Origin of the sequence: Coleofasciculus sp. G1-WW12-02 (assembly GCF_040219735.1) — a bacterium.
In the GTDB taxonomy this organism is placed as follows: Bacteria; Cyanobacteriota; Cyanobacteriia; order Cyanobacteriales; family Coleofasciculaceae; genus Coleofasciculus.
The window spans coordinates 29251-41980 of the sequence record NZ_JAVJRX010000137.1 but is presented as its reverse complement, the minus strand read 5'-3'; the positions used below and the strand labels follow the sequence as shown (position 1 = coordinate 41980).

The window sequence follows — 12730 nt, the reverse complement described above, 5'->3', positions numbered from 1 at the left end:
TATAAACGGACGTGGAGAGGGTGTAAGACCTCATTTGGAGGCAACCTTCAGCGAAGCGTCAACCCCAATCAGCGACCACCCCTAAAAAGGTGGCGTGGTGAGGAATCCCCCGCGCTCTTTAGCCGGGGGAGGATGTCAACGTCCCTCTGCCATCCCTTGTGAATTCTAACAGGGGCTAGTTCAGACAACCAAGTCAGCATTTGTCGCTGACCCACCATGACTGGAGAGAACCCGATCCCAGACTTTGCCGACTTACGCCCACTGGTTCTGTCAACGTCAGCCATGACTAACTCGTAGTGAATGGCACTAATCGGAAACAGTTTAAACAACTCTTTGACTACCCGTAACTCTAGCTGCTTATTAGCTCGAATCGAAGGCGGCAATTTACCCTGTCTTCGGTTTTCAAATCTGGCTTGACGGTGGCATCTTTCCGAGTAGGGTAACTTCCGGTTAATTCGTCTACCTCTCCTTGCTTGACGCATGACCCGCCGTAATTCCATCCGTTCCTTAACTGTCTTAAACGGTAGAACTAAATGAGCCATCCAGAGGGTAGCAAGGCTCGATTGAACCCCAATCCCCGAATAACATTTGCCGGGGTCTATACCCAAAGCTATGGGTTGAGTATTCTCTCCTGTTTCAAAGGTCAACTGGATGGCAAAGCATTCTAAGTCGTTGTGTACAATTTTGGCTTTACCTTCTTTGAGCCAACGTCTAGCGCGCGTCGGTTGGGTTGGCATTAAAGGTTTGCCTGACTTCGATAAAACTGGTACTCGTAACATAGCGATAAGCCTCCGAGTAAAGTATTTAGTCCCTTCCCGCCATCTCGGTTAAGATGTCTTGACTTAACAACAACCCGACAAAGGGTTTTAGAGGTGTCTGGACTAGGGAAACATCCAGAGGTCTGTACCAAACCGAGACTCTATGCGGTATTCAACGTTTAATTGCCGTTTGTCCGGCAATCCCTAACCAAAGAGCGATAGCTAGGTTAGGGTTGTTGAATCCTCCTCAAGAGGCGTATCCCGTAGAATACTGTCAATGTCTCGCATCCCTGGCAGAATCCGCAGAATTTCCAGGCGATTCTCCTTCACCCGATACACAACCACATAAGCCGTCTTGCCAATTAAAGGCGTTACCAGCTCCCTGATACCAAACACCCGCCCCGGCTTACCCAGGTTGGGCATAGACGCTAATCTATAGATACTCTGTTTCAGACGAGTGGCAACTTGTCGTGCCGCCTGCGGGTTATTCTTAGCAATATACGAGCGGATGCTTGCCAAATCCTGGACAGCAAGGGAAAGGAAAACTAACTGCATGGGGCGGGTTTTTCATCCTCCATCCCCCAGGAAGAAAGCCAAGCTTCCACATCATCACCCTCAACCCACTCAGCTTGTGGGCTATCGGCAAGGGTAACAGCTTCTTCAATCCTCTGAATCTGCCAGCTTTGCTGCTCCACATATAAAGCAATTGCCTCTGCCGCCAGCCAGGATTTGCTGCGTTTTGTACTCAAAGCTAGGGCATTGAGTTTTGCCTTAACCTCTGGTGTTAATCGGACGGTGACAACTTCAGTTTGAGACATACATTGCCTTGTTTATTGACCAGTCTAATCTAATTGTATACATGGTATACAATCGCATCAGACCGTCTTGAGCTTGAACCCAGTCCTTGCTTTCCTGCATTACGGCTAAAGAGAGACAGGAACACCTTGTCTATTGATTAGGTTTTCTGAGAATGCGCTGAAATAGGGGCAATCCAGGAATTGCCCCTACCGAACCGTTAAGATGTCCGACAACTGAGACTATTCGGGTTTACCCACTCGCTTTAACAGCACGGCTTGAGAATCAGCTAACTCAAAACAGCGCAAATCTGCCAAGGGTTCACTATCCAAACCCGGAGACGCGATCGCGACTTGCCATTCACTCATATCCAATTGCAGCCAGTCTCCCACGGTAACCGTCATCGGTTCTCCACCCATGTGCGCTACCATGGCGATTTGTTCCTCATGATCATCAGGATTACTGCGAACCCCGTAATAAACCGTCCGTTCCTCATCAGAGATTTTATTGAATCGATCAATTCCGGCTAAATTGTGAGCTAACCAAGGATGAGCATGGCGGAAACGACGCAGGTTAAGGTTATACTCAGTTCTTGTTTGATCAAGCTTGTCCTCATAGTGGGAGACATTACACAGTTCATAACAGTCTTCCATAAACATCAAAGCAAATGCCTTGAGCTTTTCAATAGTTAACCCTTTCAAGAAACTCACCATTTCTGGTCTATTCAACTTTTTGAGCGGCTCAATATCACACTGATCCGTATTTTCTCCCAAACAGAACTGGCAAGCTTGAACCACTTCGGCTAGATTGTAGTCCTTTTCAAGCATGGCAACTTGCAGCGCCCTGCCAAACTCCCGCAATTCCTCTAGCTGGCTAAATCCCAAAGACTTCAACCGACTAAAACTCTCTGGTGTCTCATAGAGTTCTGGCGTCACTTGCCAATCCAAGAACCCAATTTCCTCAGAAACCACCTTGACACCATAGCGTTCATCGGTATTGCGGAAAAACATCCAAGGGGCGTGCATTGTCGCATTGATAAAGTCCATGGGTAACCCCGGACTAAACCCATACACCCAAAGCGTTACCGCCGGGTTATCATAAGCATTTTTTAACACCTCTGGCAACGTAGTGCCTAAATTCCAATTAATTGGAGCCTCTAGGGGGATTTGATTGCCTCGCCGCACGGTATCATGATTTCCACAACCGGTGATCCAATGATCACCTTCAAAGATCACCTCACAAACCCGGCGCCATTTGCGATCCCAAAATTTTTCTAAGGCTGGGGTGTTATGGGCAAAAATCAGGGGTCCCCATTGGTAGGAGTCTGGTTTAAGATGAATTAATTCACGATAGGTCGAGATCTCTTCCCACCCTTCAGCGGGCCAGGGACGACCATCTTCAAAAATGGTGAATAATAGTCGTTGATGCCCCTCAATATCCTGAACCACATCACTCATCGCCAGCAGATAGGCGTCATCATATTCCACCAGTCCAGACAAAGGATTAAAGAAGCGGAAATCCTGACCCCCATCAATGCGAATCCCATCGGCTCCCGTGTTAATTTTACGCCGCTGCATTTCCAAAAAGATCGCCCGTACTGTGGGTAACTGGTGGTTTAAGTCTTGACCGTACATATTCGGTCCTTTGAGAAACTGGCGATGCAGGAGTAACTCCGATTGGTTATCTGCATGACCATAAACGAGGTCATAGATAATTTGAATCGGACCTGTGGGAAAATTATGCAGGGTAGCGATAAAGTCTACCAATTCATCGGGACGCAAGCTACCCAAAAGCGCTGCATTTGTAGCACTCGATCCCAAAATTGGCACGTCATAACCCCAATCCTGGGTATGGGGTTTTCTCAGCTTAATTTGCAGATCATCTCCCTCTTCAGCCGTACAGACAAAAAATTCACTTTCTGGACTGTATTCATCTCGATACTCAATCGTGGGTTCCATGGGGAGTAGCTGAATGGCATTATAACCCACATAGTTTTCTTCGGCTGGGGTTAAGGGGAGATGTCCGGCTAATTTACTCGCAATTTGGCGATAAACACGGGTTAAGCCTTCAACTGTTCCCTCTTTAGAGGCTGTGCCAACATGTAGCTGTAAAATGTTCCGAGGTGCTGGGACGCGAGGAAGCGCTAGGGGATCAGACTGGACACTGGTGGCTTTGAAGTAATCGAGATCGGCTCGTTGTTGCTGTAAACTTGCTATGTCATACAGTTCAGCCGGTCCGAACACGCCGTAGGGCATCGAATAGGGAATCGTATCCCGAATCGCTTGTAGTTTCCCTTGCTGATCGACAAAGCGCAGCCAGTAAAACGAGCCCATTTGCTCCCGGTTTCCGGGGCACATCCCGGCGACGACACCCCAATGGTATTCACCTTCTTGTTGTAAGAATAAGCGATCGCGGCGAAAGGTGACGGTTTGCTCAGCCGCCCGACAATCAATCGGAGCAAGGGGGGTTAAGACTTCCAGATAGATTTCCATCTTCCGCATCACCTGCGCTAATAACCGGGGTGTCCAGAAGCCAATTTCGGTTAACCCATCGGGACGGTAATGCGCCCCCAAGCGTTTGGCTATGACTTGAGCTTTTTCAAAATAGGTGGCGTCTGAATGCTCAATAGTCGCCGCCCAATCTACTAGTTCTTTGGTGGCATCTTCAACCAATCGGATGGAAGGTTTAGTATCAACTTTCACAATAACTTTTCTCGCAACCACTACCCAATGCTGTACGGGTGACTAAATCCTGACTTTCGGGATCGATATACCTGTACGGCAATTCCTGTCAAGTTTAACAGCCCCATAGCTTCTTTGAGAGTAAAACAATTTTCCAGTTGATCCCAACACTCTCAAGGATGAAATCGACTCCACCCATTAAGGTATGATTTTGATACAGCCGCGACAAATTAATTGTCCTGGAGTTAGAGTTAGTTCTTTTAGATCAACCTCTGAGCCTAAATCAATCGTGAAATGTTCTAGCGTTATCGGAGGCTGTTGAGTGTTAATTTGAATCTGGAGGGGGTGGAGTCGCAGTTGTTGAGGTGTCGCCAGTTGAATGCCCGCATTAATCACAATGGAGGTTTCTCTCGTCGGATGGTGCATCAGTGTTCCCTTGAGGGTTAGTCGCTCCCCATCAAGGGTAATCTGCTGCCAGTTCATTTTAGACTCACCCAGGGGTGGATACTGATCCGGTCGATTATAAGATTTAATAAATGTATTCAGTAAATCCGTTAAAGCATTTGATAATAAAGGAGCGCCCAGAGACGCTTGCAGGTCATTCTCTTGCAGTACGAGTTGACCCGCGACTGGTAAAGGTTCTAGGAGGCGTAGAGGTTTGCCTTTAAACACCTGAGTGAGATTGAAGCGAATATTGGTACCATCTAGCTGGAGCTGCGACAGGTGTAATCCTTGATAGACAGCACGACGAGCCGCAATAGACACCGTGGGAATGTGTCCCCGAAGAATTTCGCGATCGCGACCCATCAGCTTAAAGTGCAGTGTCTCCACGGTCTCCACCTGCGATCGCAGCCATAACTGTACCGCAGGTGACACCACCGTACTGATCATCCGGCTGCCTTTGTCTGTTCCAGCTTGTGATTTATTCACGCCCATTGCCAAAAATTCCGGGTCAATCCTGTATTCTGACACAACTGTGGTATAACTCGAACCGGGCAATGAGCGGGTGAAAAAACTGAATGCTTGCAATTATCCCCATTCTTGTAATATTTGTACATAGTCTATTCTGGTCAGTGCCAGGAGCAGACGTATCCCTCCAGCAACCTTAAAGCAGGAGATGTTCAAACAAAACCCCTGCCGGAGCTGGAAAAATTACCATAGGGATGGAGATCGACTCTTGACCAGCACAGTCTGGGTCTAGACGCACTAGCTTACACAGGTAGTCAAGCCATGGAGGAAAGATTACAAAAAATTCTTTCGCAGTGGGGTATTGCCTCACGTCGTCAAGCTGAGAAAATGATCATAGCCGGACAAGTTCGGCTAAATGGCACTGTGGTGCAGTTAGGACAAAAAGCTAATCCGGAAACGGATTTGATCGAAGTTAATGGTCAACATCTCAAACCGAGTAATCGTCCTCATGCCATTTATCTTTTGCTCAATAAACCCGTGGGTATAATCTCTACTTGTCGCAATGATCGGGCGTGTAATCCGAAACGTAAAACAGTTCTTGATTTACTCCCCAGAACCATTAGAGAAGGTCAGGGAATCCATCCAGTGGGACGGCTGGACATGGACTCTACAGGAGCATTACTTCTTACCAATGACGGAACGCTCACCAATGAACTAACTCATCCTCGCCATCACGTTCCCAAGACATACCAGGTTTGGGTCAAGGGTCATCCCTCTGAATCAATCCTCTCAGCTTGGCGTCAGGGTGTGGACTTATCGGGTAGAACCACTTTACCTGCTCAAGTTCGAGTCCTTAAGCAGCAACAGTCAAAAACACTTCTTAAAATTGTCTTGACAGAAGGAAGAAACCGTCAAATTCGTCGAGTTGCTGACCTGCTAGGCTATCCAGTAATCCATCTGCACCGCACGGCAATTGGTCCGATTCAATTACAACGACCAGGTGAACCAATACTGCTCAGTGGGCACTACCGTTATCTTGAAGAATTTGAAATTAGCTTCCTCCACAACCGAGTTCACTAACCACTACTAAAACGTGCCAGCAGATATCAAGGAGTACCGTGTATGAAGGAGAATACGAGGAATTTGCAGCAGGAACAAGTTGAGAAGCTAGAAGTTCTAGGCGCCCGCCTGCGCCAGTGTCGGCTTGAGAAGTCGATTACCTTAGAGGAAGTGGCAGCTCAAACACGGATTCAGGCACGGCTTTTACAGGCGATTGAAGAAGGCAGGCTTGACCTGTTGCCAGAACCCGTCTACATTCAAGGCTTTCTCCGGCGATTTGCCGAAGCCCTGGAACTCGACGGCGCAGAATTTGCCCGTGATTTTCCAGCCGGTGCGGGTGTCGTGTTGATGAAACCCCGCTGGCAATATTTACCCGCCGCTCAATTGCGACCGCTTCATCTCTACCTGTTCTATATTCTGTTGGTGATTAGTTCGGTTAGTGGTTTATCGTACATTCTGAATCGCTCGGCAGTCCAAGTGATTGAAGTTGAAAATATCCCTTCTGCCCAGCAGTTCCCTACACCGAAAAATACACAACCCATACCACCTAAACAGTCACTCGATGCTAGCCAATCGGCGCAAGTCAGTCATGCTAGCCAAGATGGCAAACCGGTGCAGGTGGGTGTCACCCTGAAGGCTCAGTCTTGGATTCGAGTCGTTGTGGATGGTAAAACCGAATTTGAAGGCGTCTTGCCCGAAGGAACCCAGCGGACTTGGGTGGCGGATGAACAACTGATTGTCCGGGCGGGTAATGCCGGAGGCGTCCTAGTGGAGTTTAATGACCAAAGCGCTAAACAAATGGGCGCCCCCGGTGCGGTTGAGGAAATGACCTTTGCGGCTAATCCTCGCTCTTGACATTAAGACCCATTAGGTGTCCGACCATAAGTATAAGTCAGGGTTTTGATGCGATCGCGCAGTTGCTCGGTTAATGCCTCGGCTCGATAGCGCCATTGCCAGTTTCCCTCGGATGTACTGGGACGGTTCATCTGAGCATCTGCACCCAAACCCAAGAAATCTTGCAAGGGAATCATGGCGAGATTAGCGACACTGCTGTAGGCTAACCGGATTAAATCCCAATGGATGCCTTGGGAACTTAACTCCCCTAAGTAACGAATCACATTTTCTTGTTCATCGTCACCAAGCTGTTTAAACCAGCCGATTGTCGTGTTATTATCATGAGTCCCGGTATAAATCAGACAGTTTCGCTCCAGATTAAAGGGTAAGTAAAAATTATCTGGCTCTCCACTAAAGGCAAAATGCAAAATCTTCATCCCCGGAAACCCAAATTGATCCCGCAATGCTTCAACTTCTGGCGTAATCAAGCCTAGATCTTCAGCAATAATCGGCAACCCTTCTAATTCTCGCTTGAGAACTTTGAAAAATTTAGCTCCAGGTCCTTTGACCCAGCGCCCATTCATGGCAGTTTCTTCACCTTGGGACACCTCCCAATAGGCTTCAAATCCGCGAAAATGATCAATTCGCAGCACATCGACGTACTCAAACATCATCTTCAGGCGCTTGATCCACCACTGATAGTTATTTTTTTCCATCAGTTCCCACTCGTAAATCGGGTTCCCCCACAATTGACCCGTTTCACTGAAATAGTCGGGGGGAACACCCGCCATTAGAGAGGCTTCGCCCGTTTCCTCATCAATGGCAAACAGTTCTCGGTTTGACCAGACATCGGCGCTATTATGGGCGACATAAATCGGGATATCCCCAATGATCTGGATATTGCGGTCATTGGCATACTGCTTCAACCACGACCACTGGCGGAAAAATTCAAACTGGAGGTACTTTTGGTAATAAATGCGATCACTTAACCGTTCTCGCCACTTCTTCACCGCCTCCGGTTCGGCTTTGGCAATGTCTGGCTCCCACAAATGCCAACTGGCATCGTCAAAGGTGTTGTGGAGTGCCATAAATAAGGCATAATCATCTAACCAGTAGGCGTGACGCTGACAAAATTTATCAAATTCATCCTGTTGTTCCGATGACACTTCCCGCTTAAAGCGATCGCAGGCTTTGAGCAGTAGCGATTTTTTCATGGAAGCGACTCGCTCAAAATCGATAGAATCCGGGGTAAACTCGGGCAGATGAGCGAGATCTTCATCCGTTAGTAGCCCCTTCATTTGGAGTTGTTCTGGGCTAATCAGCATCGGATTTCCCGCCATGGCTGAGTAAGACATATAGGGCGAGTTACCGAACCCCGTGGGTCCAACGGGCAAGATCTGCCAAAATCGCTGATCACTACCCGCCAAAAAATCAATAAATTGGTAAGCCTGTGACCCTAAGTCACCAATTCCATAAGGACTGGGGAAGCAAGTGGGATGCAGCAAAATACCACTCGATCTAGGAATCTGCATAGAAATAGACCATAGTACAGCAAAACAAGTCCTATCGACATTAGCACGCTAGGCAGGCGTTAAAAAAGAGCCTTCGTGGTAGATTTGAGTCTGCCAATAGAGGTATTCTGAAAATAACTTACCGGAAAATTGGGTCTAAAGCCTCGTTCTTCTAGGACGACTTTGTGTTAAAATTAACTTCGAGGAAAGGGTGTTTAACCTCTATAAAAACCCAGAGCCGAGAGGCATCGCACCTTGAAAACTAGGCTATTCGGGTTCTGTACAGGAATGCTTGTACAGGTAAAAAGTCTAAGCCCCAAGTACCAGAAAACACATTTTTTCTTGTTTTCAATAGTACGGTAGGGCATATCGTAACTAGCTTCTGCAATGGAGCAAAACGCTTCTGGAGAGATCCTCCTCTGGTATGAAATAGGACCCCTGTTTCATAGTAAGAGCGCTCGATGAAAGAAGAATCCTCATGCCTTTAGGCTGAGGAGTGTCAACCACCGCGATCGCTACCCGTTACATAAACTGGACTTGTGACTTACCGAAATCCCGTTCCCACAGTCGATATCATTGTCGAACTCATAGATCGACCCTCCCGACCAATTATTCTCATCGAACGCCAAAACCCACCCCTCGGCTGGGCAATTCCTGGTGGCTTTGTCGATTATGGGGAATCGGTGGAAACAGCGGCGGTTCGAGAAGCCAAAGAAGAGATTGGCTTACAGGTTGAGTTAATTGAGCAGTTTCACGTCTATTCGGCGCCTGATCGCGATCCACGTAAGCATACCCTCAGTATTGTGTTTCTCGCTACCGCGACAGGCGAACCCCAAGCCGCTGATGATGCCAAAAATCTGGATATTTTCAATTTATGGGATATTCCCTCGAATCTTTGCTTCGATCATGACCAGATTTTGCGGGATTACCGACGTTACCGCCATTATGGGGTGCGTCCTCATCATTGATTGAAGGATGAAGCAGGGGAAGCAGGGAATGTAGGGGCGGGTTTTACAGATAACTTATGGCAACAACTGATAACTTAAATAAACCCGCCCTTCTAGGGAAGCAGGGGAAGCAGGAGTAGGGTGGGCATTGCCCACAAGAAATGCTTATGGCGAAGACAGCGCAACTACAAACATTAGTGTAAACTACCCGCCACCAAGCTGAGTACAGCTATGGTGGGGGCTTTTAAAAAAGCCCAGAGTTTACCAGGCTGAGTGTTAATTCACTACGTTACGAAAATCAAGATACCTAAGAATGCGTAGCCAGTTTTTAGCTCTATCGTTTGCGATTAAACAGACATATCGGGTCGAAGTCAGTGTCGTAAACCCAACAAGCTTTCGTAACATTGCCAAGGCTAACATTACCCGCAAGGAGACTCACTCGTGAGTAAAGTTTTTGTCTTAGACACCAACAAACAGCCTCTCAATCCCATCCATCCAGGAAGGGCAAGAATACTGTTGTCTCAGGGGAAAGCTGGGGTTTTCCGACACTACCCCTTTACTTTGATACTTAAACAGGAGGTGTCAAACCCCAAAATTGAACCACTCCGAGTCAAAATCGACCCCGGAGCGAAAACTACTGGACTAGCATTAGTCAACGACACTACAGGCGAAGTGGTTTGGGTAGCCGAGTTGCAGCATCGTGGGTTTCAAATTCGGGAGTCTTTGACTTCACGTCGTCAGTTACGACGCTCACGCCGTAACCGCAAAACCCGTTATCGTAAACCTCGTTTCCTTAACCGCACCCGTCTAAAAGGTTGGTTGCCACCATCTTTAAGTAGTCGTGCTGCCAACATCCTGACTTGGGTCAAGCGCCTATCATCACTGTGTCAAATTACCACCATCTCTGAAGAACTGGTCAGGTTTGATACTCAGCAGATGCAGGATGCTGAAATTAGCGGAATTGGCTACCAGCAAGGTACACTCTTCGGTTACGAAATCCGTGAGTTCTTACTCGAAAAATGGAATAGAACCTGTGCCTACTGCGGGGCAAAAGACACCAAGCTGGAAATAGAGCATATTCAGCCTCGCTCAAAAGGAGGTTCTAACCGTATCAGCAACCTGTGTTTAGCCTGTACACCCTGCAATCAGAAAAAGGGCAACCAGGATATCAGGGACTTCCTCAAAGGCAAACCTGACCGGCTTAAAGGAATTTTGGCACAAGCTAAAAGACCTCTAGCTGATACGGCGGCGGTTAATGCAACCCGATGGAATCTGTACGAAAACCTCAAGAAAACGGGCTTACCTGTTGAGGTTGGTACTGGTGGTCGCACCAAATACAACAGAACCATTCGAGGACTGGACAAAACCCACTATTGGGATGCTGCTTGTGTAGGGGCATCAACCCCAGAGCAGTTAATCACATCAGGTGTTAATCCGTTGCTAATTGCTGCCAAAGGTCACGGAACCCGTCAGCAATGCCGCACCAACAAATTTGGATTCCCGATTCGTTATTGCAACAGAACAAAATTCCACAAAGGCTTTCAGACAGGTGACATCGTTAAAGCGATTGTCACTTCTGGGAAAAAGGTTGGGACTTACGTTGGTCGAGTAGCCACTCGTGCCACTGGAAGTTTCAATATCTCAACACCTGATGGACTGGTTCAGGGCATCAGTCACAGATACTGCAAACATATTCACAAAAAAGATGGATATTCATACATACAGTGATTTGGATATTTTAGGGGGATTGACCCCCATAAAATATCCCCCGTTTCCTCCCGCAGTTAACCTGAAGGGTATAACGGGGGTTTCCACGGGGGAAGAAAGATGAATGCGATCGCACAAACTCTAACACCGATTGTGGGCGACTCTGGCATCTACCAGGGGGATAATCTACCCCCGATATGGCAAGAGCGAATCCAGAAGGCTTACGGCGGGGAAACTCTTACTAGCACTCTCGTTTGCCCTAGCACTGTCCAACAGCTTTGTCAGGTGATCGAATGCGCCAACACCAATAACTGGCGGGTTCTCCCCTGTGGGAACGGTAGCAAATTGGCGTGGGCGGGTGTAGGTAAACCGATTGACCTGGTGATTAGTACCCAAAACCTGAATCAGGTGATTGATCATGCGGTGGGTGACTTAACAGTAACGGCGCAAACGGGTGTGAAGTTAGCAGATTTACAAGCAATACTGCTGAAAACCAATCAATTTTTGCCTCTAGAACCCGCCTACCCGGAAGCCGCCACCCTGGGTGGAATTATTTCAACGGCTGATAGTGGCTCATGGCGACAACGCTATGGTGGGGTTCGGGATATGCTTTTGGGGGTTTCCTTTGTCCGCAGTGATGGACAACTCGCCAAAGCCGGGGGACGAGTGGTGAAAAATGTGGCAGGTTATGACTTAATGAAACTGTTGACGGGGGCGTATGGCACCCTGGGAATTTTAACAGAAGTGACGTTTCGCTTGTATCCGGTACAAGAAGCATCAGGGACACTCGTGCTGACGGGAGACGCTGACGCGATCGCATCAACAACCAAAACCCTACTCGCGTCCGCCCTAACGCCTACAGCCGCCGACTTACTCTCGTCTGAATTGGTGAAACAATTAGGCATCGGTCAAGGGATGGGCTTGATGGTTCGCTTCCAAAGCGTTACTGAAAGTGTACAGGAACAGTCCTCCCGTTTGCTAGAGGTTGGGCAGCAGTTGGGATTACAAGGCACACTTTATCAGGATAATGATGAAGCTCATCTATGGCAATCATTGCCAGAACAAATCTGGGAAATGCCCCAATCCACCGCGATTACTTGCAAAATAGGAGTAGTACCAACGGCGGCAGTAATGACTTTAACTGTACTGGATACCCTAACCTCTGGAACGGGATTGGGGCTGATCCATGTTGGCAGCGGCTTAGGAAAATTGCGGCTTAAACCTGAAACGGTGAAACCGGAGACAATTTTAAAGATGCGAGAGCATTGCCAATCCCACAGCGGTTTTTTGACGGTACTAGAGGCTCCAATTAGTTTGAAGCAACAGCTTGATGTTTGGGGATACAGTGGCAATGCTTTAGATATTATGCGCCAAATTAAACAGAAGTTTGATCCGAAAACTATTTTAAGTCCTAATCGATTTGTGGGAGATATTTGAAAGAAGGCACAGGAGCAGATTTGACCCTTCACAACCTTCGAGGGAACCTGGTTTTTACGAATGTAAGGGCGGGTTTCACTATTATCTTTTCT

10 protein-coding genes and 1 pseudogene are annotated in these 12730 nt (G+C 47.7%); 5 read left to right on the top strand and 6 right to left on the bottom strand.

What is annotated here, in order from left to right; all coding sequences use genetic code 11:
* Nucleotides 1-146 precede the first annotated feature (146 nt).
* The 5 genes and pseudogenes from RID09_RS22215 to RID09_RS22195 all read right to left on the bottom strand — a co-directional run.
* Nucleotides 147-779 (bottom strand): annotated as a pseudogene (locus RID09_RS22215) (RRXRR domain-containing protein); the annotation flags it as partial.
* A 201-nt stretch (nt 780-980) separates the two neighbouring features.
* A complete protein-coding gene (locus RID09_RS22210) occupies nt 981-1313 on the bottom strand; it encodes a type II toxin-antitoxin system RelE/ParE family toxin (RefSeq protein ID WP_446338091.1) in 333 nt (110 codons plus the stop codon).
* Nucleotides 1304-1576: a CopG family ribbon-helix-helix protein gene (locus RID09_RS22205; protein WP_446338090.1), complete on the bottom strand. Its 273-nt coding sequence runs from the start codon at nt 1574-1576 to the stop codon at nt 1304-1306. Before RID09_RS22205 ends, RID09_RS22210 begins: the two co-directional genes overlap by 10 nt.
* A gap of 219 nt (nt 1577-1795) precedes the next feature.
* A complete protein-coding gene (gene gghA, locus RID09_RS22200; protein ID WP_446338089.1) occupies nt 1796-4255 on the bottom strand; it encodes a glucosylglycerol hydrolase in 2460 nt (819 codons plus the stop codon).
* A 177-nt stretch (nt 4256-4432) separates the two neighbouring features.
* Nucleotides 4433-5263 (bottom strand): LmeA family phospholipid-binding protein, encoded by an 831-nt coding sequence (locus RID09_RS22195; protein WP_446338088.1) that lies wholly within the window; start codon nt 5261-5263, stop codon nt 4433-4435.
* 201 nt (nt 5264-5464) lie between these two features.
* Here RID09_RS22195 and RID09_RS22190 point away from each other — a divergent pair, with 201 nt between their 5' ends.
* The gene (locus RID09_RS22190; protein ID WP_446338087.1) at nt 5465-6223 is read left to right on the top strand and encodes a pseudouridine synthase; all 759 of its coding nucleotides are present in this window, start codon (nt 5465-5467) and stop codon (nt 6221-6223) included.
* 42 nt (nt 6224-6265) lie between these two features.
* Complete coding sequence (locus RID09_RS22185) at nt 6266-7057, top strand: helix-turn-helix domain-containing protein (RefSeq protein WP_446338086.1); 792 nt, start codon at nt 6266-6268, stop codon at nt 7055-7057.
* A 2-nt stretch (nt 7058-7059) separates the two neighbouring features.
* Here the strand turns inward: RID09_RS22185 and malQ are convergent, their stop codons facing one another.
* The gene (gene malQ, locus RID09_RS22180) at nt 7060-8568 is read right to left on the bottom strand and encodes a 4-alpha-glucanotransferase (RefSeq protein WP_446338085.1); all 1509 of its coding nucleotides are present in this window, start codon (nt 8566-8568) and stop codon (nt 7060-7062) included.
* A gap of 518 nt (nt 8569-9086) precedes the next feature.
* Here malQ and RID09_RS22175 point away from each other — a divergent pair.
* The 3 genes from RID09_RS22175 (at nt 9087) to RID09_RS22165 (ending at nt 12638) form a co-directional block, all read left to right on the top strand.
* Complete coding sequence (locus tag RID09_RS22175; RefSeq protein ID WP_446338084.1) at nt 9087-9515, top strand: NUDIX domain-containing protein; 429 nt, start codon at nt 9087-9089, stop codon at nt 9513-9515.
* Between the two features lie 420 nt (nt 9516-9935).
* A complete protein-coding gene (iscB, locus tag RID09_RS22170) occupies nt 9936-11222 on the top strand; it encodes an RNA-guided endonuclease IscB (protein ID WP_446338083.1) in 1287 nt (428 codons plus the stop codon).
* Nucleotides 11223-11321: 99 nt separating this feature from the next.
* Nucleotides 11322-12638, top strand: a complete 1317-nt coding sequence (locus RID09_RS22165) for an FAD-binding oxidoreductase (RefSeq protein ID WP_446338082.1) — start codon at nt 11322-11324, stop codon at nt 12636-12638.
* Nucleotides 12639-12730 lie beyond the last annotated feature (92 nt).